This is a genomic window from Nodosilinea sp. E11 (genome assembly GCF_032813545.1).
GTDB lineage: Bacteria > Cyanobacteriota > Cyanobacteriia > Phormidesmidales > Phormidesmidaceae > Nodosilinea.
The window spans coordinates 831,999-856,698 of record NZ_CP136520.1; the positions used below are offsets into that span (position 1 = coordinate 831,999).

The window sequence follows — 24,700 nt, forward strand, 5'->3', positions numbered from 1 at the left end:
GTCCTTCACGATCAAGATAGTTTCAGGGGCTAAAGCTGGATCGCAAGAGGTCATAGCCATAGCAGGATTAGATCTAATCAGGACGATTTCGAGCAAACGCCAGCGCCCCAAAGCAAGCACTTAGGGCCTCTAGACCAATGACTAGGCAGTGCTCATCAGGACCATCGACTCAGTTAGCCTGGTCGAGCACAGTCTGTACTAACGTCAAAATGGTTTCAAAATCAAACTCCTGAATCCTAGCCCGCAGGGCCTCAGCTAAAGGAGCCTGATCTGCAGGCAGGGCCTCCAATAAAGCCAGTAGGTTATCGGCATCGAGCTTGACTGTGGCCTCGTGTAACTGACGCTGCCACTGCATGGGCATAAACGCTAGACAGTTTGGAGGTAGTGCCGAGGCCGGAGCGACGGAGTCGTTTTTTTGCCAAAGTTGCTCCGCCTGGCCGAGGTCGGCAGCATAGGTGTATTGGACAGCTAAATGGTCAGCTAGTTTCTCTAAAATCAGGTGAGGCCGAAGCGGCTTTGAGACTACATCGTTACAGCCAGCGGCGATCGCCCTAAAGCGCTCCACCTCTGTGCCGTCTGTCAGGGCAATGATTTTAGTCGGCACAAATAAGTCTGCTGGGGTCTCGGGCTGTAGCTGTGTTTGCTCGATGGTGCGCAGGCGGCAGGTAGTTTCGTAGCCGTCCATCTCAGCCATAGCCAGGCTCATCCAGATCAAGTGGGGTTGCCAATCGGCCCACATGGGGATGGCCTCCTGACCGCTGGTCGCCACTTGTAGCTCAAACCCCAGAGGAGCCAACAGGGTCTGCAGCAGCACCCGGTTAGTCCAATTATCGTCTACGATCAACAGACGATAGGTGGGTTGGCCAGCAGCGAGGGCAACCGCGCGCCGATCTGAGGGTCGGGGGGCAACAGCGGCTTCTGTCTTGGCCATGCCGAGCATGCCATTGATTAGAGCTAGCAGATGCTCACCGCTGCTATGAATAATGTCCAGCCCTTCCCGCTGCTGGTCTGATAGAGTTGCATCTTGAGAGAGCATCTGGCTAAAGCCCAAAATCGCGTTGAGCGGATTGCGCAGACCATGCCCCAAATCGGTGATCAGGCGACGGTTGATCTGGTTAGCAGCCTCGGCGGCCTCCTTGGCTTGGCGCAGTGCAGCAGTACGAGCGGCCACCTGGCGATCGACGGCTCGGGCTTGGGTCAGTAGCCGCTGCACACTATAGGTGAGCCGCGCCCCAGAGAAGCTGTCGTTCATTAAATAATCGTCGGCTCCTCGGTTTAACCAACTGGCAGCGGTGTTGGCTTGGGCTGGGTCAAGGATGACGACCACCCTGGCCGTCGGCCACTGAGCCGCTAGGGCTGGGAGACTCTCAATGCCGGCTTGGCTACCGAGTAAAATAATCGTCGGCTGCCCAGTAGAATCAAGGTCAAAGCTGTCGGGGCTTTCCCAAAAGATCAGACGATAGAAGCGTTTGTCGCCTAACCACTGCTGAAAGAGTGAACCATTGACGGGGCCGCAGGCAATGCACAAAATGGTAGCTGGGTAGGTAGTTGCAGAGGGTTGCATAGCGTAAGTCGGTAGAAGGGGCGCGATGGCCGACATCCTGTGGGGTCTAGGGAAATCAGCCAACACCCCCACCTATTGAGACAGTCGACTAGTGTTAAGACCATCTCTATAGTGGGAAATAACTGTGACAATCTTGTGAAACCAAGCGGCCATTGTCTTCCCTAGGCAGGGGACGCTAGTATTCGTCATTACCAGTGATACTGTATACAGCACGGTTGGTTGATGACCGCTTGCGAACGCAATGAAGGCCTTTATGGTGACACCCCTTGCCATCAACTTTCGAGCCGCCACTCCCCAAGAAGATGGGGTGATTGCCCAGCACTTTTACAACCTGTGGCGCGACCTGGGCATAGCCGACGCCGTGATTGTGCCCCAGTGGCCCACCCTGTGCACCGAGTTCATAGTCCACGCCCGCCAGCACCTGCATTACCAAGCCTTTGTAGCCGAGATGGAGGGGGCTATTATTGGCTCTGCCGGAGGGCAGCGCTTCGCTGGGCTGTACCCCTGGATTATCTCCCCTAGCGATCGCCAGTACGGCTACATCTGGGGTGTCTATGTGGAGCCTGACTATCGCCATCGGGGCATCGCCACCCAGCTAACCCAACTGACCGTGGAGCATTTGCAGAGCATCGGCTGCACCAAAATAGTGCTAAACGCCGCCCCCAAGGCCCGCCCGCTCTACCAGCGCCTCGGCTTTAGCGACAGCAATTTGATGGAACTTGATCTGAGCGCAACCAAACTCCCATGACTCTCCCTCTAACTCTAGAATCTAACCAGCTGGCGGACTATCTTGCCCCCTCGGCAGTGATCGATTGGCAGCATCGGAGCATTGTGCTCCTAGGGCAATCTCTGACTCAAGGCGTTTCCTCTATATCGGAACAGGTCAGGGTGATGTACGAGTGGGTGCGCGATCGCATCTCCCACACCTACGACATTGGTGATCCGCGCGTCACCTGCACCGCCTCAGACGTGCTGTACCAGGGCCATGGTTTCTGCTTTGCCAAGGCCCACCTGCTGGCGGCACTGCTGCGCAGTTGCGGTATTCCCACTGGGTTCTGCTACCAGCGCCTTGTGTTCGACGATGCCCAGCCCGACCGATTTACCCTGCATGGCCTGAATGCGGTTTACCTGCCAGAGTTAGACCGCTGGGTGCGGCTAGATGCTCGAGGCAATAAACCCGGCGTCCAGGCCGAATTTGCAGCCTCACAAGAACAGCTTGCCTTCCCGATCCGTTCTCACTGGGGCGAAGTCGATTATCCTGCCCTCTACCCCCAGCCCCACCCCAAAATCATCACCGCCCTGCAAACGTACCCCACCGCCACCGCCCTCATCGCCCACCTCCCCGCGACCCTCTAAGCCGATCTATATCCACGACCCCCGTCAGCCGCCTGCGGCGCATCTGCGATCAGGGGGCGATCTATCAGTGAGGTCGGCAACGTGAATAGGTAGTGCTGGTATTGACCGACTTTCACCCTACATCTCAGCCTTCGATTAGGGCGATGGTGGGGACAACAAAATGAATCTACCCCCTTGGTTAAGTTCCTGTAACACAGCCAGTTTTGTTGCCGGGCGGGCATTCTAACCGCAGAGAATAGCTACGCTCGGGGGTGTAGAGGCAATTGGTTCGGTAGGCTCTAGGCTTTTGTACCGTTGGCATTACAACCTCCTAAAGTGACTATGGCTTTACTGACAGGGATCGAATATGCAAACATTGGGGCCAACAAAAAATCATATAAGGGACTCATCACGACCTAGTCAAACCGGACATCAGCGAGGACTATTGGGTTTAGTTACTCTGCTAGTCTTGGGCGTTTTGGGCAACTATTTTCGTTGGTCGTTGTTCTTTCATATTGACTTTTTATTTGGCACTATAGCGGTGTGGCTAGTGCTCAGCTTTTATGGGCTACGTTGGGGTGCGATCGCCGCTCTCGTAGCCGCTAGCTACACCTATTTCCTTTGGAATCATCCCTACGCCATTATTATTTTCACTGCTGAATTTTTATTTGTGGGCGGGCTTTATCGCCGTCGTCCTCAAAATAATCTGGCACTGCTCGACGCTCTATATTGGGTGATTCTGGGAATCCCGTTGGTTTGGCTATTTTACAACCAAGTTCTGGGGCTAAACGCCAACCAAACCCAGATTATTATGCTCAAACAGTCGGTTAACGGCATTTTTAATGCTCTAGGGGCTAGCCTACTGTTAACGTATACCCCTGTCTACCGCTGGTTAAATCGGCCCCAGATCAACAGTGCACTGTCGTTACAGCACACCCTATTTAACTTACTGGTTGCCTTTGTCTTTTTTCCCTCGCTAATTTTGATGGCGTTTGATAGTTACCGCCAGGTAGCCGCTATTGTCGCCGAAGAGCACATTCATCTAGAACTGATTGCTCAACCTCTGGCCACTCAAATTGATAACTGGTATCAGCAACATACCCAAGCCACCGCTACCCTAGCGACTCTAGCCACTCAAACAGCGGTAGTTGCCCCTTTAACGGTTCAAGAGCAATCAACCCTGCAGGCCAAAACTAAAATTATTCAATTACTGATGCCCGACTTTGAGCATCTAGTGATTACTAACAATGCTAGAGAGGTAGTAGCCGAGGCAACCCATGTCGGACATCCTTTCTCTTTTCCCATGCTTGACCGTCTAGCGACCCAAGCCATCACACCTTCGCTAACGTTGGTCCCTTCTGAAGGGGGTCTTGTTCAGGAAAATATGGTGCTGCTGAGCCAGCCTGTACTTAACCAGGGGATCATTCAAGGGCGAGTCTGGGGTGAAATCAACTTGAGGGTGCTGCACACCCTCCTAACTCAAGCCATCCGCGATACCAACCTCCAAGTTAGTCTCATTGATCAGCACCAGCAAGTGCTGATCAGCACCGACCCCGATCGGCCCTGGGGCACAGCCTTCAACCTGCGACAAACCGGGGAAATCGTTCCCCTATCAGGTCAAGCCAATGCCTACCAATGGTTACCACCCCTGGGAAGCACCCTATACGCCCAGCGGTGGAACAACTCACGCTTTGTGCTAGAGGCACCCCTCACAGCCCTGTCAGAATGGACGCTAGTGCTCGAGTCATCGGCCCAGCCCTACGTTTATTTCATGCAGCAGAAGCACATTGAAGCTTTATTGCTTCTCATGCTTGTGGCGGGGCTAGCCTTAGCGAGTGCCACCTGGCTTAGCCAACGGTTTGTCAGTCCGCTGTTTGAGCTGGCCCAGGTCACCACCAACCTGCCTACCCAGGTGCTAGAACAGCAGGCTATTCGGTGGCCCAGCAGCCCGGTGGTCGAGCTGCGATCGCTAGTGCACAACTTCCAGCAGATGGCCACCACCCTGACCCAAAAATTTCAGGAGTTGCAGCAGGCCAAACAACGCGCCGAAGTGGCTAACCAAGCCAAAAGCGAGTTTCTAGCCAATATGAGCCACGAGTTGCGCACCCCCCTCAACGCCATTTTGGGCTTTGCCGATCTGCTGCATCGTCAACCAGCCCTAGTTGAGCACCAGCGAGAACTGGCCCTGATCAGATCTAGCGGTGAGCATCTGCTCGACCTGATTAACGACGTGCTCGACCTCGCCAAAATTGAGGCAGGACGCTTCAGCCTCTACGAAACTGCCTTCAACCTCCATGACCTGATCGCCAACCTAGATAGCCTATTTCACCAGCGAGCCGACATCCAAAACCTGCGATTTTGGGTAGAACTCTCCGCCGATCTGCCGCAATTCATTCATGCCGATGAGCGCAAACTGCGCCAGGTGCTGATGAACCTGCTCAACAACGCCATCAAATTTACCAAAACAGGGCAGGTCACCCTACGGGCCTCTCTAACCCCTGGCGCTACCGACGGTGACCAAAGCTGCTGGTTGCGCTTAGAGGTTAGCGATACTGGCCCCGGCATTGCCTCGGAGGAGATTGGACTGCTGTTTCAGGCCTTTTCTCAAACCGAGACAGGACGCGCTAGCCAGATGGGCACCGGGCTAGGGCTACGCATTAGCGACCAGTTTATCAAACTCATGGGCGGCAGCATCATTGTAGAAAGTCAACTGGGAGCCGGTTCACGCTTCATTGTTACGGTGCCGGTACAGCAGACCACCTCGGCCCAACTTACGCCCCAGGTTATACCCCGCTCAGCCATTGGCCTCGCCCCTAACCAACCGCAATACCGCCTGCTGGTCGTCGATGATGAGCTGAGCAATCGCCTCCTCCTCGTAAAAATTCTTACCGATCTAGGGTTTGCTGTACGAGAAGCCAGTGACGGACAGCAGGCGATCGCCATTTGGCAGAGCTGGCAACCTCAGCTGATTTGGATGGATATGCGCATGCCCGTCATGGATGGCTACGAAGCCACTCGCCACATTAAGGCGCAAATGCAGGGCCAAGCCACTGCTATTATTGCTCTCACCGCCAGCGTTTTTGATGAAGAAAAATCTTTAGTGCTCGCCGTTGGCTGCGATGATTTTGTTAGAAAGCCGTTCCAGACGGGAGCCATTGTCGACAAGCTAGCCCAACACCTCGGGGTGCAATTTATCTACGCCGATTTAGAAACCCCGGCCCCAACGCCCAACTCCACCTTAGGAGTTCTGGAGTTATCGGTCGAGAGCCTATCTCACATGTCTAAGCCCTGGCGTGACCAATTGCATAAAGCTGCTACTCAAGCCGATCAAAAAGCCTTATTTCAGCTGCTCGAAGCCCTACCCAGCGAACCCGCGCAACTTTGTCAAATCCTCAACGCTTGGGTAACCAACTTCCAGTTTGATAGAATTATTACCCTTACTGACAGCGAAGATGATTAGCATTCGCGTTTCTAACCCTACCATTCTGATAGTAGACGACATTGCCGAAAATCTACATCTGCTGACGCGCGAGCTAACGGATCAGGGCTACGAAACCCGAGGGGTATTGACCGGGACCATGGCCTTAACGGTGGCCCGATCTACTCCCATTGATCTGATTTTGCTTGACATTATGCTGCCCGACATGGATGGCTACACCGTCTGCGAACTCCTTAAAATAGATCCTGCTACCCAGACTATTCCAGTTATTTTTCTCAGTGCTTTAGATGAAGCTATCGACAAGGTCAAAGCCTTTGCCGTCGGTGGCGTAGATTACATCACTAAGCCCTTCAAAACCGTAGAAATTGTTGCCAGAATTAACACTCAGCTGAGTCTCAGGCAGGCCCAGCTTAAACTTCAGCAGTTTAACCAAGAACTCGAACATCAGGTAGAACAGCGCACCTCTGAGCTTGCTATAGCCAATCAATTGCTGCAAGCCGAAATTCAGGTGCGGCAGCAGACTGAACAAGACCTGCGTCTCAGCGAGATGCGCTATCGGTTGATTGCCGACAACATGGGTGATTTGGTTTGCCTGCATAGCACTGATGGCCAGCTTCTATACGTTAGCCCGTCTATACAGACGCTGCTCGGCTATCAATCTGATAAACTCTTAGGCAAAAATCTTTTAGATTTTTGCCATCCTGACGATCGCCAGTGTATTCATATTCACTTTAAAGAACCCCTAGGATCAGCAGAATCGGTCACCAGTTGCTATCGACTACGGTGTCAGTCGGGACGCTACCTATGGCTCGAAACCCTAGCCAAGCCAGTGATAAATGAAACGGGCCAGGTGACGGGTATCGTAACTAGTTCGAGGGATGTGACCCGTCGAGTCAAAATTGAAAAACAGCTGCGCTACGACTCTCTGCACGATGCGTTGACCCATTTGCCCAATCGCGATTGGCTGGCAAAGCGGCTAGAGCTAGAACTTTTGCAATGTCGTCGTTACAAGACTAGCCAGTTTGGCTTACTCATGATCGACTTAGACCGCTTTAAGGCCGTTAACGATAGCTTAGGCCATCTTACCGGTGACAAGTTACTCATTACCGTTGCCAGTCTACTCAAAAAATGTGTCCGAGATATTGACATGGTATCGCGCTGGGGGGGCGATGAATTTGTCATTCTCTTAGATAAAATTGTGGATATTAAAGAAGCCATTCAGGTGGCAGAGCGGATTAAAGCTACGTTAGAAAATCCCATCGAAGTCGATGGCAAGGTTATTTTCACCTCTGCCAGCATTGGCATTTTGATGGGCAATGGCACTTACCAAGACAGCAATGAAATTTTTAGAGATGTAGACATTGCTTTGTATCGGGCTAAAGAATCGGGACGTAACCGCTACGAAGTTTTTGGTTTAGAAATGTATCAGGCGGCGATCGCTCTACTCAATCTAGAGAATGATTTACGCTTAGCCATTCAGCAGCAGGCCTTTATCACTCATTATCAACCGATCTACTCACTAAAATCCAAAAAACTGCTGGGGTTTGAGGCGCTGGTACGGTGGCAACATCATAACCGCGGGATGATCATGCCAGGCAGCTTTATTGATTTAGCTGAAGATACGGGTCTAATTAAAGCGATCGGTGGACAAGTTTTTCGCCAGGTTTGCGAGGCCATAAAGGTTTGGGAGAGCCAGTACGAGCTAGACAAAGATTTTCGGGTCAGTATTAATGTTTCGGGTCAACAGTTTCGCGATGTGACCTTTATTGACACCCTCGATCAAATTTCAAAAGAAACTGGGGTAAAAGGACATCGCCTCAAACTAGAAATTACCGAAAGAATTTTGCTTGAGCAATCTGAAAGCATTGCCCACACCCTGGCCGCCATTAGTAACCGAGGCATGCAGCTGAGCATTGACGACTTTGGCACGGGCTACTCATCGCTGCGATACCTCAGTCAATTTGCTGTGCAAACGCTAAAAATTGACCGCTCCTTTATTAACCAAATGCGGCCTCAAAAGCAAGGCATTGTGCAAGCTATTATTGACCTGGCTCACAATCTAGAGATGGACTGCATTGCCGAAGGAGTTGAAACTGAGGAGCAGCTCACCCAACTGCAGCAACTGGGCTGTGAGGCCGCCCAGGGCTACCTATTTTCTCGGCCTCTCCCGCTAGAACAAACTAGCCAGGTTCTTAAGAACTGGCACAGCCAATCGGCGGAGTCATTCAACCCAGTGGCCCATTGAGCAGATACCCAGTGGCCCACTGGGCTCAGGTCCCTCGCTCGGCCATCGTAATGCGATTGCCCAACTGGCGAATCGTCTGAGCCAGATCTAGATCGCGCTTTAGCTGCTTTTCGATTTTGGTGCAGCTATAGAGCACTGTAGTATGGTCTTTACCACCAAAGGCATCGCCAATTTTGGGCAGGCTGAGATCGGTATGCCGCCGCATCAGATACATGCCTACCTGACGTGCCTGACTAATTTCGCGACGCCGCGACGCACCTTTGAGATCATCTACCGATACGCCAAACTGCTCAGCCACCGCCGCAATCACCGCTCCAGGTGAGGCTTCAATTTTGTCGACAGGGGGGTTGAGCACTGTCATCAAGTGCTCAACCGTCATGGGCAGCCCCGAAATAGAGGTGTAAGCGATCGCACGAATTAGCGCCCCTTCTAGCTCGCGAATATTAGAGGTGTAGCTAGCGGCGATATACTCGATTGCCTCTCGGGGCAGCTGCACCTGCTCGTATTCTGCCTTCTTTTGCAAAATAGCAATACGAGTTTCATAGTCGGGGGGCTGAATGTCCGCAATCAACCCCATGGAAAACCGCGAGATCAATCGGTCTTGTAAACGCATGATCTGGTTAGGGGGACGGTCTGAGACCAGCACAATTTGCTTGCCCGCCTCGTGGAGCGTATTGAAGGTGTGAAAAAACTCTTCCTGGGTGTACTCCTTGCCCTCAATAAATTGAATGTCATCCACCAGCAGAATATCGACGTCCCGGTAGTGGGAGCGAAAATGCTGCATACTGTCACGGCGAATGGCCGTGATCAGGTCGTTGGTAAATTGCTCGGTGGAGACGTAGGCCACCCGCGCCTGGGGGGCAATTTCCTGGCGGTAGTGGCCGATCGACTGCATGAGATGGGTCTTACCCAGCCCCACCCCGCCGCAGAGAAACAGCGGGTTAAACTCGCGGCCCGGCGACTCGGCCACGGCTAGGGCGGCAGCGTGGGCCATGCGGTTGTTGGCTCCCACCACAAAGCGCGAAAACACGGCTTTGGGATTGAGGTCGTTGTAGTTTTCCTGGGTCGCGACGGGCGATTCTGCCGGGGCCTGACGGGTAGGCAAAGTAGGGCGGCTGGGCCAGGCCTGGGTCTGGGAGGGCCAATCAACTTCAGCCATGGGCAGCAGCGCGGCAGACCCATTGTCGCTGTCGGGTACCACCGTCACCTGCAGCTCAATCGCTTTGCCCAGAATGTTGTTGACCACTTGGGTAATGGTACCGGCATAGTGCTTTTGTACCCAGTTGCGGGCAAAGGGGTTTGGGGTTGAGATAACCAGGGCGCGATCGCTCAGGGTTTGCGCCTGGGCGGGCTTGATCCAGGTTTCAAAGGTAGGACGGCTCAGCTCCACCTGAAGCTGACTCAGTACCTCTTCCCACAACCGATTCAGGGCCTGATCCACGGTTTACCTCTTAAACACATGCTGCCCAAGGGCAGTGATATCAAACAAATGAGAAACGCGAACCTCAAGCAAGACTGCCATCTTGACCATCCCAGAGCAGCCTGAGGCCAGACCCTCTTCTAGAATTAGACACCCTCAGGGTAAGGCCCCTGATCAATTGGGCAGCAGCAATCCGCTAGCTGCCTTGGCCAAAGCCAAGCTAGCCCCACGGCACAGTAAAGCATTCTAAGGCTAGGACATCTGTTCAAGAGTTGTAATGCCCCGGGGGTAGTGCCAGGTAGTGCCAGAAGCTTTAATGCTAGGGAATCTATAGGGTACTAGATATATAGGCAAAAAGTGTCCTCAGTTCTACATCTAGCGTTTCAATCAAAGGCGGATCCTGTATGCCTGTTTGAGACGCAGGTTTAGGGTAACCCGTTGGTCTATTGAAGCACAGGATCTCAGCCCTGAGGGCTGATGTATACAATGACTAAAGCATTTCTCAATAGGGCTACGCTGCTACCCCATCCCCCCCTCACCAAGCGCCTATGTCAGTCTCTCAGACCCAAGATTCCAACGTTCCTGACCCTGTGATCACTCTAGGGCATCCGGTGTTGCGACAGGCGGCCCAGCCGGTGGTATCGGTCAATGCCCCCCAGGTACAGCGGCTCATTGAGCGGTTGTTAAGGGCAGTGCGATCGGCCCACGGCGTCGGCATCGCCGCTCCCCAATTGGGCGCGTCACTCCAAATTTTAGTCATCGCCTCGCGGCCTAACCTGCGCTACCCCAAGGCCCCGCTCATGGAGCCTACGGTGCTGATTAACCCCCGACTGGTCGCAGCCAGTGAGGCTACAGAACTGGGCTGGGAAGGCTGCCTCAGCGTACCGGGGGTGCGGGGCCGCGTAGCCCGCCACCAAACTGTTGAGGTCGATTACCTAGACCGCCAGGGGCAACCCCAGCGCCAGGTGTGGGACGGCTTTGTCGCCCGCATTTTTCAGCACGAGGCCGATCACCTGGCGGGCAAACTGTTTCTCGATCGCCTCGAGGCAGAAACCGACCTGCTCTCCGAAGCCGCCTACCAGGCCATCGAAATCGCCTCAATGGGTGAAGGGGCGCATGATTAGTCAATCAGCCGTAGGGCAAACCTACAGCCGCGATCGCCTATTTCTAAACCATAAAACATCCCACAGGATCAGGACCATCCCCCATCATTCTATTAACCTGGTACCTCTGCCTGGAGATCTCTAGGTAGGTGTTCTAACCGGACTAAGCCCAAAGGAGGCCGTTTGAGTTCTCAGCCACAGCCCCACATTGTGCATCTCGACCTGTTAGACACCGACTACGCCAAAATTGCGGCGGGAGAACCGATCCCCGACGACAAAAAGCAGCGGCTCTCCCAAGACAGCTATGACTTTAATCGCCTGGGTAAACATATTGCCCGCTACCGCTACGGCAATCTCGACCAGCAGAGCCAAGACGACATTCTCTGCACCCTGGGCACCACGGCCGGGCTATTTACCCTGGCCGATGTTGAAGATATGAACGATCGCCTGCGCCAGACGGGCCGTTTTTATCTCACCCCCGGCGAGCGCCAACAGGTGATCAACTGGCTAGCCGATGAGTTGGGGGTCGATCTCACCGGGGGATGAGGGCTGAGAGCAAGGATCGGGAGTGAGACGTACGGCAACTCCAAACCCTTTAAGCCCAAACCCCTCAGGTCCATAGAATTCTCTCTGACCAAGAAATAGATCGCAGCCTGGTTCCTATAACTCAATGTAAACGAGTGTTTCAATCGAGTTACAACCCGAGAGAGTGGCCCGAAATGCCTGAAATCCCGTGATAGGATTCATCCGTAGCTTTTTACATAAGTGGAGTAGGCACCCTTGGTACTTCGGGTAGCAGTAGTAGGATCAGGTCCGGCAGGCTCCTCGGCAGCCGAGACGTTAGTTAAAGCCGGTATTGAAACGTACCTATTCGAGCGCAAGCTCGACAACGCCAAACCCTGCGGCGGGGCCATTCCCCTGTGCATGGTCGATGAGTTTGACTTGCCGCCCGAAATCATCGATCGCCGCGTGCGCAAGATGAAGATGATCTCCCCCTCCAATGTGGAGGTCAATATTGGCAGCACCCTCAAAGACGATGAATACATCGGCATGTGCCGTCGTGAGGTAATGGATGGCTTCCTGCGCGATCGCGCTGCCAAGCACGGAGCCAAGCTGATCAACGGCACCGTCCACACCCTCGAAATTCCCACCACTGAGAGCGGGGCCTACACCCTGCACTACACCGAGCACCGCGAAGACGGGCTGGTGGGCGATAACAAGTCGCTGCAAGTGGATCTGGTGATCGGGGCCGATGGGGCCAACTCCCGCGTCGCTAAGGCAATCAAGGCAGGCGACTACAACTATGCGATCGCCTTCCAGGAGCGCATTCGCCTGCCCGAAGACAAGATGGCCTACTACGAAGACCTGGCCGAAATGTACGTGGGCAACGACGTCTCCCCCGACTTCTACGCCTGGGTGTTCCCCAAGTACGACCACGTGGCCGTAGGTACCGGCACCATGCGGGTGAACCAGGCCCAAATTAAGAAGCTCCAGGCGGGCATTCGCGCCCGCGCCGCTAAGCGCCTAGAAGGCGGCGAAATCATCAAGGTGGAAGCTCACCCCATCCCTGAGCATCCCAGACCCCGCCGTGTGGTGGGTCGCGTGGCCCTGGTGGGCGATGCCGCCGGTACCGTCACCAAATCCTCCGGCGAGGGCATCTACTTCGCGGCTAAGTCGGCCCGCATGTGCGCCGAAACCATTGTGGAATTCTCTAACAATGGGGCTCGCATTCCCACCGAGGCCGACCTCAAGGTCTACCTCAAGCGCTGGGACAAGCAGTACGGCATCACCTACAAAGTGCTAGACCTGCTGCAAACGGTGTTCTACCGTTCCGACGCCACCCGCGAGGCCTTTGTCGAAATGTGCTCTGACATTGATGTGCAGAAGCTCACCTTCGACAGCTATCTCTACAAGACCGTGGTACCCGCCAACCCCCTGGTGCAGATGAAAATCACCGCCAAGACCGTGGGTAGCCTGATTCGTGGCCATGCCCTGGCTCCTACCCGCAGCTGGTAGACCGCCGGGTTCCATTCCTTTCTAACCCCCCAATCAACTGGCCTTGGCCCATGCTGCCAAGGCCAGTTTTTGTAGCTGGGTTCGATGGGCAAGCCTGCCGATCACCCAATTCACATCACGGGCCAGCGCTACCTAGATCAAAGGTGCCTGAATCATGGCGAATTCAGGCACCTTTGATCAGCCGCTTTTTCTCAGTCTAATCAGGCTACTTGCCCATGCCCAGCTGCTGAGCTTTTTGGTAGACCTTGCCTTCGGTCAGCAGCGAGGGAGCAATCACCACCTCCACCTGCTGCATTTCTTTGAGGTCTTTAGCGCCTAGGGTGCCCATGCTGGTTTGCAGCGCCCCCAAGAAGTTGTGGGTGCCGTCGTCTAGGCCAGCGGGGCCGCGCAGAATTTGCTCTAAGCTGCCCGTGGTGCCCACCTTGATGCGAGTGCCGCGAGGCAGCACCGGGCTAGGGGTAGCCATGCCCCAGTGAAAGCCACGACCCGGCGCTTCAGCGGCGCGGGCAAAAGGCGAGCCAATCATGACGCCATCGGCCCCGCAGGCGATGCACTTACAGATGTCGCCACCCGTAACCAGGCCGCCGTCGGCGACGATCGCCACGTAGCGACCCGTTTCGGCAAAGAAGTCGTCACGGGCAGCGGCGCAGTCGGCCACTGCCGTCGCCTGGGGAATACCAATGCCCAGCACCCCGCGAGAGGTACAGGCCGCCCCAGGGCCAATGCCGACCATCACAGCGGCCGCCCCAGCCTTCATCAGGTTGAGAGCCACCTCGTAGGTGACGCAGTTGCCCAAGATCACCGGCATCGGCATCTCAGCACAGAAGGCCGCCAGATCAAGCGGGCTAATGTCGGCAGGCGACAGGTGGGCCGTAGAGACGACGGTGGCCTGCACGAAGACCAGGTCTGCCCCCGCTTCGGCCACGGTTTTGCCAAACCGGGCGGCCCCTGCCGGCGTCAGGCTCACTGCGGCCACACCGCCGCCTGCTTTAATCGCCTGAATGCGTTTGGTGATCAGTTCTGGCTTGATGGGTTCGGCGTAGAGAGTTTGCATCAGACCTACAAACTCGTCTTTACCCACCGAAGCAATTTGATCGAGAATGGGGTTGGGATCGTCGTAGCGGGTTTGAATGCCTTCTAGATTGAGTACCCCCAACGCCCCTAGCTGCGACAGCCGAATGGCCATCTCCACGTCCACAACCCCATCCATAGCGCTGGCGATAATGGGAATTTCGCGCTCGACACCGCCAATGTGCCACCGGGTGTTAGCCAGGCTTGGGTCTAGGGTTCTCGGCCCCGGTACCAGGGCAATTTCATCAATGCCGTATGCTCTGCGGACTACTTTGCCGCGACCAAGTTGTATATTCACGTCCTACCTTTACCCTCTGGACCAAAACCATTAGGCTAGCCTAGCAAAAAAGAATTCTCGCCGTATAGCTATTGGTTAAAACCCCGGTGCCAGCGAGGATAACTATATCGAGTGATAATATTGGTCAGACTCAGGCCGGACCACCACAGTTTTTGAGGGAAATAAAGGGTTGTGAACTTGTCGTCGCTGACGTTTTTGCGCAAAATGCGATCGCCCAACCGCCAGTTTGCCGTGATTGGGCTGGGGCGCTTTGGTCGCGCAGTGTGCGGTACCCTTAACAACCTGGGCTACGAAGTGCTGGCCGCCGATACCGACGAGCGCCGGGTTAGCCAAGCCCTCACCGACCAGATTGCCGCCCACGCCCTTCAGCTCGACACCACTCAGCCTTCGGCTCTGCGCGAGGCCGGCATTACCGACTTCGATACGGTCATTGTGGCGATCGGCAACTATGTAGAAGAAAGCATTATTACCACCCTCAACCTCAAAGAGGCGGGGGTTAAAAACGTGGTGGCCAAGGCGTCGTCAGAGATCCACGGCAAGCTGCTCGATCGCGTCGGGGCCGACCATGTGGTGTTCCCTGAGCACGAGATGGGCTGCGAATTGGCGCGATCGCTCACCTCCCCCGGCATTCTCGATCGCTTTGAGATCGACCCCAACCACTGCATTGCCGAAATTATCGTGCCCCAGGCCTTTCATCAAAAAACCATTGTTGACCTTGACCTGCGCAACCGTTACGAGCTGACTCTGCTGGCCATTAGCCAAGAAAACGAGCCTGACCAATTTGAAATCAACCCTAGCCCAGTCACCCGGCTCAAGGCGGGGGGGCTAATGGTAGTGATCGGCAGCAACAAAGGTTTAGAGCGTCTACCGGTATAGCCCCTAGGAGTCCTTCGATGCGAGTAATTGGTCTGATCAGCGGCACCTCCGTCGATGGCATAGACGCGGCACTCGTAGACGTGGGTGGGCAGGGCTACGAGATTACCCTAACCTGGATAGAGGGGCTGACCTGGCCCTACCCCGCTGAGCTTCAGCAGCAGGTTTTAGCCCTCTGTGCTGGAGAAGCTGTCAGTCTAGAAAACCTGGCGTGTTTAGACGATGCCGTAGCCCACAGCTTTGCCGACGCGGCCCAGGCGTTAATGGCCCAGGCTGGCCCCGCTGAGTTGGTGGCCTCCCACGGGCAAACGGTATTTCACCGCCCGGTAGGTCGTCCGCCCCTGAGGCACCAGGGGCCAATGCAGCTGGGTTACACACTGCAACTGGGGCGCGGGGCCGTACTGGCCCAAAGATTAGGCCTGCCTACGGTCAGCAACTTTCGCCAAGCCGATATCGAGGCTGGCGGCGAAGGTGCTCCCCTGGCCCCGGTGTTAGACCTCTGTCTGCTCAGTCACCCTAGCGAGCGGCGATGCGTGCAAAACCTGGGCGGTATTGGCAATGTCGCCTATCTCCCTCCCTGGAATCGCCAGGGCAGTCCGCCCAAGGTGCTGGGGTGGGATACTGGGCCGGCCAATTCTCTGATCGACATTGCTATCCACACCCTATCTGAAGGCACGCTTACCTACGACCTTGACGGAGCCTGGGCCGCTCAAGGTACCCCTTGTTTAGCCCTAGTCAACGAGTGGCTAGAGCACCCCTACTTTATGCAGCCACCACCAAAATCTACCGGGCGCGAGCTGTTTGGGTGGGAGTTTTTTCAGCGATGTCACCAGGCGGCTCAGCGACAAGGCCTCGGTACTGTAGACCTGATCGCGACGCTAACGGAGTTCACTGCCGCTTCGGTGGCCCAAGAATATCGCGCCTTTTTGCCGACCCTGCCCGACCGGGTGCTGGTGAGCGGCGGCGGTAGCCACAATCCAGTGTTGATGGCCCGCCTCCAGGCCCGCCTGCCTGAGTGCCCCGTGCAGGCCACCGATGCAGTGGGTCTATCGGCCAGCTACAAAGAGGCGATCGCCTTCGCCGTACTGGGCTACTGGCAACGCCAGGGTTTTCCAGGTAATCTGCCTGCGGTCACCGGGGCAACCCGTCCAGCCGTGCTGGGGCACTGGAGCAATCCTCCCTTTGCCCCCTAGGGGGGTTGCCCCGCCCCATACCCCAGTCTGGGCAATTGGGCGTATGCTTGAGAAGCACAGGACAGAGTACAGTAGACCAGGCTAACTCTAAGCAAATAGGGCATTGGGTAGCCTTGGGAAGGCGAATGACCGGGGGAGCAGTGTGTAGTGCATAGCTTTTTAATTGAGCCTGGGCGGTGGACCTTGCAGGGCCACTGGATGGAGCGCGATCGACTGCCCACCCCGGTCAAAGGCAAGATTTTGATTGCCTGGAGTCGCGATGACTGGTTCACCATGGTGATGAAGCTCATGCTGCCCGAAACAGAACCGGCAGAAATGGCGCTTCAATATCGGGGACGGCTCACCAGCGGCGATTGCCAATATACCTTTGTGCTTCAGCACAGCCTGCTGGGTCGGGTAGAAGGCGAGGGTTGGGTCGCTCCCGACTCCATCATTCAACGGTACTGGGCTCTGGGCGATCGCCAACGCCGCACTGGGTTTGAGACCCTCTACCGACTCGATAACGAGCGCTACCACCTCTCCAGCGGCATCATGACCGGGCATTATTTGACCAGTGCAATGGAGGCCACCCTGCATCTACAAAATGCCCCTCCCCCAGGCCTATAGTCGCCCCCAAACATCGTTCCCGCAGAATGCACTACAGTGGAAACAAGACCTTTTGGCCCCGGCTGGGCATATTAATTCTAGATACTAAACTCACGGCTTCCTTTAGCCTGAGGCATGGTCAAAGTCGTCATCGGGGCAGCTTAAATCTATCGGGTTTAGACCTACCCCTCCCCTCACCCATTATTCCTACAAAGGTTAGGGTACTCTAGCTCTCTATCCAACGGTTGCCAAACCCAACAGTGCTTTTACCTAGTTAGTAGCTAGTAGCTATGCCTCAATACTCAGGTTGCACTTCATCCCGCTAGACTTGCTTCCCCCGCCCCTCAGACCAACTATTGCCCGCCGTTTAGTCCCCCCCTGCCCTCTGGTTCCCATCGTTTATGGCTGATTCAAACCTGGGTTGTAAATTAGCAAACCGCTATGAGCTATTAGAACCGATTGGCCAGGGTTCAATGGGGCGAGTATATCTAGCTGAAGACCTACTGTTGGGCAGTGTTAAAGTTGCCATCAAGCTACTCTCCCAGACGCTGCCTGGCGAACAGATGCGCGATCGCTTCATGCAAGAGGCCATGACCTGCGCCCAACTAGGCCAAAAAAGCATTCACGTGGTGCGCGTCACCGACTATGGGGTCAGCGACGAAGATGTGCCCTTCTACGTCATGGAGTACCTCCAGGGACAAAGCCTCAGCCACATGGTCAACCTCCAACCCTTGCCCATTCCTCGGTTCTTAGGGCTGATACGACAGATTTGTCTAGGGTTGCAAGCCGCCCATGAAGGCATCATTCTCAAAAGCCAGCCTGAGCCGGTGCCCATTATTCACCGCGACATCAAGCCCAGCAACATCATGATCGTGCAAGACCCCACTCTGGGGGAGCTGGCCAAAATTCTAGACTTTGGCATCGCCAAGCTAGTGCAGATCGACAGCGATCAAACCAACTGCTTTATGGGTACCCTGGCCTACGCTTCCCCTGAGCAAATGGAAGGCCGCGACCTCGATGGCCGATCCGATATCTATAGTCTTGGGGTGATGATGTTTCAAATGCTCACAGGCCATTTACCCCTGCGGGCTAGCAGCCATACCTTTGGCGGTTGGTATAAGATGCATCAGACCCAGGCTCCCAAGCGCATGGGTGATGTCGCCAGCAGTATTAAGATCCCCAAGCTGCTCGAAGACTTAGTGATGGACTGCATGGGTAAGCTGCCCACGGAGCGTCCTCAGAGTACCCAAGAGATTTTGCAACGCTTAGAACCGCTTCAGGCGCGCTACGTCGATGGTTTTCGCATTAGCCAGCGGATTAGTACCACCCTCAATCGGTTGCCGGTCACTCGGCAACCGATCGAAGCTAAAGCGGTGCAAGAAGACCAGATGTGCCGACTCATGGTGTGGCCAACCACTAAACCAATTGCTGAAATTGTCTTTCCCCACGCGCTACCCACTAGCCAAGGCCCCTTAGTCACCCTATGGGCTATGCTGCCCGAAGCCGAGGTTAATCGTCGGTTGATTAGCACTCGCTACAACACGTTTATCTGCACCATGGCCCCCCATCCGATGATGCTCTGGCTCACGGTGCTGTACAGCAGTGCCCATGGCGCGCGCTGGCTCCCCTGCTACCTCGACCTCAAAACTTCCCTGGGCCAAGACATGGCTGGGCTGCTAGGCAAGACCGGTACCTACAAACTACTCTTATTTGCCCTAGAAAACCCGCGCCGCTGTGTCCATGTGCTGACCTGCACCGTCTCTGATCCCCAGCGCAGCCTGCTGCAAGAGTGGGCGCTTACCGCCCGCAGCCGTCCTTCGACCGGGGCCACGGCCACCAGCCGCGACCTACTGCGCAACGAGCTCCAAAACAAGCTCAAGCCCAAAGTTTTGCAAAAGCTAGAATCTATCTACGTTGATACCGGATCCAATCTTTACGACTGATTCCCTATCTAGGTTTAGCCTGCCCCACCTCTAATTGGGAAAGAACAACACCGGATGCCAGCTACCGCGCAAAATTTCACGGGTGAGACTGGGGGCTGACCACTTGAGAATGCCGCCAATACTCCGGGAACAGGCGGCGATCGCCCCTACATCATGCATCTCGGCAGTTTTAAGAATTTCTTCGATGGGGCTACCCTCCACAATCGTAGTATTGACTACCAGGTTTAGCGCCGCCAGCTCCGACTGAAGCTTGTCTAGCTCTTGCTGGGCCTGCTCCATAGGATTGTCGCCCAGCAGCTCTCGACGCACATTTTCATCAATCACCCATAGCAGGCGCACCCGTTCTAGCACTGAGTTAGGATTGGTTTTGACTTGATGATGAATTTTTTTGATCAGGGTTTTGCCCCCATCGCTGCCGTCATAGGGCACGAGCAGATAGCGGAACAGGTGGTTACAGCGAAGCTCTAGCTCAGCAGTGGTATAGGTTGAGACTAGCTGAGGCCGCAAGATCATCAGGGGCGTGCCGGTTTTTTCGGCCAAGCGGGCGGTAGTACTACCAAATAGCTTTTCTTCGAGCATGGTGCGGGTGGGCGTACCCAGAAAAATCACGTCTGACTGGTGTTGTTTAGCCAAGCGCAAAATACTTTCGCTGGCGCGGCCCATCTGCACGTCAATGGTCACATCAATATTGCTAGGAACCTCTCGCAGCAGCGCTTGCAGACGCTGGCGAGGCTTTTCTAGCAGCTCTGGGTCTTCTCGCGGAATTTCGCGCCCGCTTTCCACTGAAACGTTGTGAAAAAATACCAATGACTTAAACCCACCGCCCGCTAAACTCGGCACAAATTGGGCCAGGCGATACATGCTATCGGTAAAGTCAGTGCAAATAAGCGCGCGCTGAAACATAGATCCCCCGTTCAGGTGCAACAAGCGTCTAGAATGAGCTGAGCTGAGCTCCTTTGAGCAGAAGCGCCTAGCCCAATGGTTAAGGCTGTATTCCCCAATCGATCGCCGATGGTAGAGCAAGCCCCTAATTACCATAACGTTAGACCGGGCTGTTTAACCCGCCCCCAACCCCCCAACCCCCAAGCTGCAAAAACGAGGTTATGGCCCTTGAGCGGGCGGTCCACCAGCACCGACGACCACGGTAGTGATGGCGTAGCCTAGAACTAAGCAAAGGGGTCAGCAGCAGCAATTGGGCAAAGCTGGTCTATAAACAGTCTAGGCGCAGGCTGGCTGATGTCGGTACCGAATACGGCAATGCTTGAGCAATGCTTGAGTCGCGATCGCAAAGCCACCAGCTTGACTCATCTCAACGGTTATCTTGGCCTATTCGCGTCCGTAGAAGACTATGTTGAAAAAATTTAGGTGGAATGGCACTGCTAATGGGCCATCCTTAACGTGCAATCAGTATCGCTGATGAGGAGAAAAACTTGATTACTTTGATTCAAGCTACGTGATGGGCAGCTGTAGTTCGGATAAGCAGTCAATCGCGTCTGATTGAGATGGCTCTGTAGTTGGGTTCTGTAGCTAAGGCTTTGTAGTAGCAGTGAAGGTGACGCCCCGACATCCCCAGCCTGATTGAAGGAAATCCTGCAAGAGAGGGAGGTCGCCGTCTTCATGCCGTTGTGACAGAGTTGAGCGCTACATTTGAGGATTGGGTCCAATACCCCATTCATGCTTGAGAAAATGCTTATACATCGTCTCTCGCATCATCATCTGTTCATATAGCTTAATCAAGAACTGCTGGGCCTGCTCCCGACTCATTTTATCAACCTGGGTTTCAAAAGACCGCAGGCTAAATTGTTGCTCCAAGGAAAGTTGCATGGGTTCGTTCATGGATTTGCTCCTGAGAGAGAGAGAGAGAAAACAACATCCCTGTAGTAGCAGCCACCCAAAATTTGAATAAGTTTGGGTTACTGTACCTAACGCACTCGGTTAGCTTTCCATGGAGGAAACCAATCCCAATGCGTCTGGCGGCACTACCGGAATAGGTTGTAACCACAGCGTCGGCCTGAGCCGATACGCGATGATTTACAAATTATAACAATCATTTGACAAAGATCCATTCATTGGTCTTGTAAGCGAATATAACAAGTCATCCCTAGATCGTCATCTACCGATCGGGAATTTACAATTTTTAGCAATGGTTGCTGAGTAAAAATGCTCAGGGTAAACTTATCCATGTCTTCTTTGCTCCAAAGTCGCGATCGCGATCGCCCACTGGTCAGCAGATGGCCTAGGGTGGCTACACTGAGCGGCGTCAGAATTTAGTCTTGCCGCTAAAGAAAGAAGTCTATGGTTCTTGCAGCCGAAGGCCTAACTCAGAAAGCACGACGCAACCTGCCCCCTTAGGCAGACTCGTTCTGAGCTGTTCCCAGTCTGAGGGGGCAATCCGGCTCTACCAAAAATCTGCCCTGCTATAGAGCATCATCCTTGCTCAAGATCAGACTCAGGTTACTCAACATCGCTGCTGCTAGGAGGCGATAGATTGACGATCACGACGGTGATATTGTCCCGTCCACCCCGCTGCTTAGCAGAGTTCACTAGCGCTGTGGCGGCGGCCTCACAGGCGCGAATTGACTTAAGGTGAGACGCTATCAGGTGGTCAGAAAGTTCTTCGGTTAGCCCGTCACTGCACAGTAATAGGCGATCGCCGCTTTGCACTTCAATGGGCTGAATGCCCATCTCGGAGAGGTCATCGCGCCCGAGGCATTGAGAGAGCACGTGACGCCAGGGGTGACTGCGAGACTGCGCCGCAGACACCTCCCCGGCGCGGATAGCCTTAGCGATCCAGGTATGATCTTGGGTAAGTTGCTCTAGGTGGTGCCCTCGCAGGCGGTAGAGGCGCGAGTCACCCACATGAGCACACCAGGGCTGAGGGTCACTGTCTCGAAACGTGACCACCACAACAGTGGTGCCCATATCAGCTCGTTCTGGATGCCGCCGTTGGTCAGCGAGAATAGCGTTGTTCGCTTGCTTTAAGGCCTGTTCTAACAGCAGACCGGTAGCAGTCTCAGCCGTATGCCAGTGCTGATCTAAACAAGTTTTGATGGCAGCGGTGGCTAAGCGACTGGCCTCTTGGCCGCCCGCGTGCCCCCCCATACCATCGGCCACAATAAAAAACCGGCCCTCGGGGTCGATATAGTAGTCATCTTGGTTGCTGGTGCGCAGCAACCCAGGATCAGTTAGCCCTGAAAAAATACGGTCTGTCATAGAAAACCCGGGCTAATCCATTAAGGCAACCGGTCAGCTCGATTGACCTTGAGCACCGATCGCAAAAACGCAATGCCAGTCCCCACGGCCAGTACCCCTGGCACCACCGCTAGCCAGACAAACTCTGAAAGCAGCAATCCTGTCGCCGACAGGGTAAAGGCTCCTACCAAAATGGCATAGTTGTTGGCCATCGTCACGCCGCTAATGCGTCGCAGGGCTCGGTCAGTCTCGATTGACCGCACCCGCACGCGAATATCGCCGCGCTCGAGCTTGTCAAGCGTGTCTTCAATGCGCCGGGGCAGGCCCAGGGCAGAGGTACTTACCTGGGCAGCCTGGCGGCTGAGTTCACCCAGCAGGCTATTTGCCCCATCGGTCGGATTGCCATTGGACATAAGCTGTGCAGCAAACGGCTTAGCCGCTTCCATAAAGTTAAACTCGGGGTCGAGCCCTTTACCAACCCCTTCGAGAGTCGAAAAGGCTCGCATCACAAAGGTAAATGTGGCCGGGAACCGAAAGGGCTGATCGTAGGCGACGGCATATAGGTCATCGCTGATGGCATTGATGGACTGCTCCTCAAAGGGCTTGTCCATGAAGTTATCCAAAATATACTGGATAGAGCGACGTACTGGGCTCATGTCGTCGATCTGAGCCAGCGCCCCCAATTCCACTAGAGACTCCATCACCTGATCCGCATTCCGCTGAGCTACCCCTACAAAGGTAGTCATTAGCCGTTGGCGAGTAAGGGGTTGTACCTGCCCCATCATGCCAAAATCATAAAAAATCAGCGATCCATCAAGGCTGACCGCAATATTGCCAGGGTGAGGGTCAGCATGGAAAAAGCCATTGTTAAGCAGCTGGTGCAGATAGGCCTGGGCTCCTAGCCGAGCCAGACGCTTGCGGTCTAGCCCAGCGGCCTCAAGCGCATCGTAGTGGCTAATCTTGATGCCAGGCATGTACTCTAAGGTGACGACCCGTGAAGAGGTTAAGCGCCAATACACTCGGGGCACGTTGACCCAATCTTCGCCGCGAAAATTGCGACGAAAGGTGTCGGCGTTGCGGCCCTCATTCAGGTAGTCAATCTCTTCCCAAAGAATGCGGCAACACTCCCCATAAATGCCCAGCCAGTCGCGACCCTTGCCCCAGCTGGGGTGGTTTTGAAAGTAGTGAGCAATGCCTTTGAGGATTGATAGGTCAATGGTGAAGAGCGATCGCAACCCCGGTCGCTGTACTTTGACCACCACCTCATCGCCACTGTGGAGTTGGGCTCGGTGCACCTGACCCAAGCTGGCCGCCGCTAAGGGAATCGGATCAAAGGTACGATAAAGCGTCTGAATGGGCTTGCCCAAATCAGCCTCAATGATGCCACGGGCCTGCTCGTAGCTAAAGGCCGGAACCCGGTCTTGCAGCTTAGAGAGTTCTTCAACAAACTCAATGGGGAAAATATCGGCCCGAGTCGAAAAAAGCTGACCTACTTTGATAAACGTCGGACCTAGATCGAGCAGGGTTTCGCGAATCCATACGGCTAACTGGCGGCGGCGACTAGCCTGGGCCTCAGGAGTAATCGTGCCACCGTAACTCCAAGCCTTGCCGTACATCCAGCGGGCCCACAGCAGCCGCAGTACAAAACTCCAAATATCAACGAATCGGCGTTGACGCGAGTAACTGCCCCGATTCCACCGATAAGCCTCTTGGCGAAAGGGAAGAGGCTTTTCAGCGGAAGAGGCATTGAGGTTAGTGGTGCTAGCTAAGGGTAAATGAGAAGCACCCGGCCCATCCAGTTCCGCAGGAAGGATACTATCCAGGTGCCCATTCATTCCCAAACCGTGATTCAGATCGCCCTCTCCATGAAGTTCTGGGGAGGGTGATCTGGACGATGCGGACGAATCGGAAACAGCAGACACTCGAGCTCCTAAAAGGGTGGAACGAACTGAAACAGTAGGCCCATCAGGGCACGGAGTGCTGACCTAATTTAGAGGCAGCAACTTAATTCATGATTCGACCTCAAAGCTGAGGTCAACCCATTCACCTAGACCTGAGAGGTCGCCCGATAGTGCTGAAGGGCAACTCGTACCTGGGCTATTTCGGCTCGCAGCGTATCGATAGTGGCCTGAAGATCGGTGGCGGTGGCCCCCTGGGCCGTTGCAGTCGAGCCAGGATAGGAGGTCACAGATTCTGCTTCGGCTTGCCGAGCCCGAGCCATGACTTCATCAGTAAACTGACGCAGGTGCTCCCGTTGCTCGGCGTCAAACTTGCCTACCAGACTTAGGCCGTCGGTAAGGAATCGCTCGGCACGCTCGTTTACCGCATCGGCTAGGGCGCGACCCACGAAAAACGCATGCAGCACGGGGCTACTCATAGCTAACCTCAAAAAGCTTGCTTGTAACAGATATCTATTTAACTGT

The 24,700-nt window shown here is 54.8% G+C and carries 19 protein-coding genes; 11 read left to right on the forward strand and 8 right to left on the reverse strand.

The features are described from left to right. Window positions 1-169: 169 nt before the first annotated feature. The gene (locus RRF56_RS06100) at window positions 170-1,564 is read right to left on the reverse strand and encodes a response regulator (RefSeq protein ID WP_317036747.1); all 1,395 of its coding nucleotides are present in this window, start codon (window positions 1,562-1,564) and stop codon (window positions 170-172) included. Between the two features lie 253 nt (window positions 1,565-1,817). On the opposite strand from RRF56_RS06100, the gene RRF56_RS06105 reads away from it, so the two are divergent. The 4 genes from RRF56_RS06105 to RRF56_RS06120 all read left to right on the forward strand — a co-directional run bounded on the left by RRF56_RS06105 (window position 1,818) and on the right by RRF56_RS06120 (window position 8,583). Further along, complete coding sequence (locus RRF56_RS06105; protein WP_317036748.1) at window positions 1,818-2,312, forward strand: GNAT family N-acetyltransferase; 495 nt, start codon at window positions 1,818-1,820, stop codon at window positions 2,310-2,312. Next, window positions 2,309-2,920 carry a transglutaminase-like domain-containing protein gene (locus RRF56_RS06110; RefSeq protein WP_317036749.1) on the forward strand — a complete coding sequence of 204 codons (612 nt, stop codon included), beginning with the start codon at window positions 2,309-2,311 and terminating at the stop codon, window positions 2,918-2,920. Before RRF56_RS06105 ends, RRF56_RS06110 begins: the two co-directional genes overlap by 4 nt. A 424-nt stretch (window positions 2,921-3,344) precedes the next feature. Further along, window positions 3,345-6,359: an ATP-binding protein gene (locus RRF56_RS06115; RefSeq protein ID WP_317036750.1), complete on the forward strand. Its 3,015-nt coding sequence runs from the start codon at window positions 3,345-3,347 to the stop codon at window positions 6,357-6,359. Then, window positions 6,352-8,583 (forward strand): EAL domain-containing protein, encoded by a 2,232-nt coding sequence (locus tag RRF56_RS06120; RefSeq protein WP_317036751.1) that lies wholly within the window; start codon window positions 6,352-6,354, stop codon window positions 8,581-8,583. Before RRF56_RS06115 ends, RRF56_RS06120 begins: the two co-directional genes overlap by 8 nt. A gap of 25 nt (window positions 8,584-8,608) precedes the next feature. Here RRF56_RS06120 and dnaA read toward each other — a convergent pair whose 3' ends face one another. Further along, the gene (gene dnaA / locus RRF56_RS06125) at window positions 8,609-10,024 is read right to left on the reverse strand and encodes a chromosomal replication initiator protein DnaA (RefSeq protein WP_317036752.1); all 1,416 of its coding nucleotides are present in this window, start codon (window positions 10,022-10,024) and stop codon (window positions 8,609-8,611) included. Between the two features lie 527 nt (window positions 10,025-10,551). On the opposite strand from dnaA, the gene def reads away from it, so the two are divergent. From def to chlP, 3 genes are all read left to right on the forward strand, one after another. Beyond that, window positions 10,552-11,127: a peptide deformylase gene (gene def / locus RRF56_RS06130; protein WP_317036753.1), complete on the forward strand. Its 576-nt coding sequence runs from the start codon at window positions 10,552-10,554 to the stop codon at window positions 11,125-11,127. Window positions 11,128-11,289: 162 nt separating this feature from the next. Next, window positions 11,290-11,652 (forward strand): hypothetical protein, encoded by a 363-nt coding sequence (locus RRF56_RS06135; RefSeq protein ID WP_317036754.1) that lies wholly within the window; start codon window positions 11,290-11,292, stop codon window positions 11,650-11,652. Between the two features lie 234 nt (window positions 11,653-11,886). After that, the gene (gene chlP, locus RRF56_RS06140; RefSeq protein ID WP_317036755.1) at window positions 11,887-13,122 is read left to right on the forward strand and encodes a geranylgeranyl reductase; all 1,236 of its coding nucleotides are present in this window, start codon (window positions 11,887-11,889) and stop codon (window positions 13,120-13,122) included. 205 nt (window positions 13,123-13,327) lie between these two features. Here the strand turns inward: chlP and RRF56_RS06145 are convergent, their stop codons facing one another. After that, window positions 13,328-14,491, reverse strand: a complete 1,164-nt coding sequence (locus tag RRF56_RS06145) for a GuaB3 family IMP dehydrogenase-related protein (RefSeq protein WP_317036756.1) — start codon at window positions 14,489-14,491, stop codon at window positions 13,328-13,330. Window positions 14,492-14,662: 171 nt separating this feature from the next. Between RRF56_RS06145 and RRF56_RS06150 the strand changes: the two genes are divergently transcribed. The 4 genes from RRF56_RS06150 (at window position 14,663) to RRF56_RS06165 (ending at window position 19,085) form a co-directional block, all read left to right on the forward strand. Beyond that, a complete protein-coding gene (locus RRF56_RS06150) occupies window positions 14,663-15,367 on the forward strand; it encodes a TrkA family potassium uptake protein (RefSeq protein WP_317036757.1) in 705 nt (234 codons plus the stop codon). A gap of 17 nt (window positions 15,368-15,384) precedes the next feature. Then, window positions 15,385-16,557: an anhydro-N-acetylmuramic acid kinase gene (locus RRF56_RS06155; protein ID WP_317036758.1), complete on the forward strand. Its 1,173-nt coding sequence runs from the start codon at window positions 15,385-15,387 to the stop codon at window positions 16,555-16,557. A gap of 198 nt (window positions 16,558-16,755) precedes the next feature. Beyond that, window positions 16,756-17,163 carry a hypothetical protein gene (locus tag RRF56_RS06160; protein ID WP_410510574.1) on the forward strand — a complete coding sequence of 136 codons (408 nt, stop codon included), beginning with the start codon at window positions 16,756-16,758 and terminating at the stop codon, window positions 17,161-17,163. Window positions 17,164-17,543: 380 nt separating this feature from the next. Further along, entirely contained in the window at window positions 17,544-19,085 is a 1,542-nt protein-coding gene (locus RRF56_RS06165; protein ID WP_317036760.1) for a serine/threonine-protein kinase, read from the forward strand. A gap of 30 nt (window positions 19,086-19,115) precedes the next feature. On the opposite strand, the gene RRF56_RS06170 is transcribed toward RRF56_RS06165, so the two are convergent. The 5 genes from RRF56_RS06170 to RRF56_RS06190 all read right to left on the reverse strand — a co-directional run bounded on the left by RRF56_RS06170 (window position 19,116) and on the right by RRF56_RS06190 (window position 24,654). After that, window positions 19,116-19,988 carry a universal stress protein gene (locus tag RRF56_RS06170; protein ID WP_317036761.1) on the reverse strand — a complete coding sequence of 291 codons (873 nt, stop codon included), beginning with the start codon at window positions 19,986-19,988 and terminating at the stop codon, window positions 19,116-19,118. Between the two features lie 738 nt (window positions 19,989-20,726). Next, complete coding sequence (locus RRF56_RS06175; protein ID WP_317036762.1) at window positions 20,727-20,921, reverse strand: NblA/ycf18 family protein; 195 nt, start codon at window positions 20,919-20,921, stop codon at window positions 20,727-20,729. A 618-nt stretch (window positions 20,922-21,539) separates the two neighbouring features. Further along, a complete protein-coding gene (locus RRF56_RS06180) occupies window positions 21,540-22,298 on the reverse strand; it encodes a PP2C family serine/threonine-protein phosphatase (RefSeq protein WP_317036763.1) in 759 nt (252 codons plus the stop codon). A 20-nt stretch (window positions 22,299-22,318) separates the two neighbouring features. Then, window positions 22,319-24,112 carry an AarF/ABC1/UbiB kinase family protein gene (locus RRF56_RS06185; protein ID WP_317036764.1) on the reverse strand — a complete coding sequence of 598 codons (1,794 nt, stop codon included), beginning with the start codon at window positions 24,110-24,112 and terminating at the stop codon, window positions 22,319-22,321. A 212-nt stretch (window positions 24,113-24,324) separates the two neighbouring features. Further along, window positions 24,325-24,654, reverse strand: a complete 330-nt coding sequence (locus tag RRF56_RS06190) for a DUF6825 family protein (protein ID WP_317036765.1) — start codon at window positions 24,652-24,654, stop codon at window positions 24,325-24,327. Window positions 24,655-24,700: the final 46 nt, after the last annotated feature.

Coding starts and splice junctions, on each gene's coding strand:
- RRF56_RS06100 (WP_317036747.1), bottom strand. CDS start 1,564: ATGCAACCCTCTGCAACTACCTACCCAGCTACCATTTTGTGCATTGCC.
- RRF56_RS06105 (WP_317036748.1), top strand. CDS start 1,818: ATGGTGACACCCCTTGCCATCAACTTTCGAGCCGCCACTCCCCAAGAA.
- RRF56_RS06185 (WP_317036764.1), bottom strand. CDS start 24,112: ATGAATGGGCACCTGGATAGTATCCTTCCTGCGGAACTGGATGGGCCG.
- RRF56_RS06190 (WP_317036765.1), bottom strand. CDS start 24,654: ATGAGTAGCCCCGTGCTGCATGCGTTTTTCGTGGGTCGCGCCCTAGCC.
- RRF56_RS06110 (WP_317036749.1), top strand. CDS start 2,309: ATGACTCTCCCTCTAACTCTAGAATCTAACCAGCTGGCGGACTATCTT.
- RRF56_RS06170 (WP_317036761.1), bottom strand. CDS start 19,988: ATGTTTCAGCGCGCGCTTATTTGCACTGACTTTACCGATAGCATGTAT.
- RRF56_RS06160 (WP_410510574.1), top strand. CDS start 16,756: ATGGAGCGCGATCGACTGCCCACCCCGGTCAAAGGCAAGATTTTGATT.
- RRF56_RS06175 (WP_317036762.1), bottom strand. CDS start 20,921: ATGAACGAACCCATGCAACTTTCCTTGGAGCAACAATTTAGCCTGCGG.
- def (WP_317036753.1), top strand. CDS start 10,552: ATGTCAGTCTCTCAGACCCAAGATTCCAACGTTCCTGACCCTGTGATC.
- RRF56_RS06155 (WP_317036758.1), top strand. CDS start 15,385: ATGCGAGTAATTGGTCTGATCAGCGGCACCTCCGTCGATGGCATAGAC.
- RRF56_RS06180 (WP_317036763.1), bottom strand. CDS start 22,298: ATGACAGACCGTATTTTTTCAGGGCTAACTGATCCTGGGTTGCTGCGC.
- RRF56_RS06165 (WP_317036760.1), top strand. CDS start 17,544: ATGGCTGATTCAAACCTGGGTTGTAAATTAGCAAACCGCTATGAGCTA.
- RRF56_RS06120 (WP_317036751.1), top strand. CDS start 6,352: ATGATTAGCATTCGCGTTTCTAACCCTACCATTCTGATAGTAGACGAC.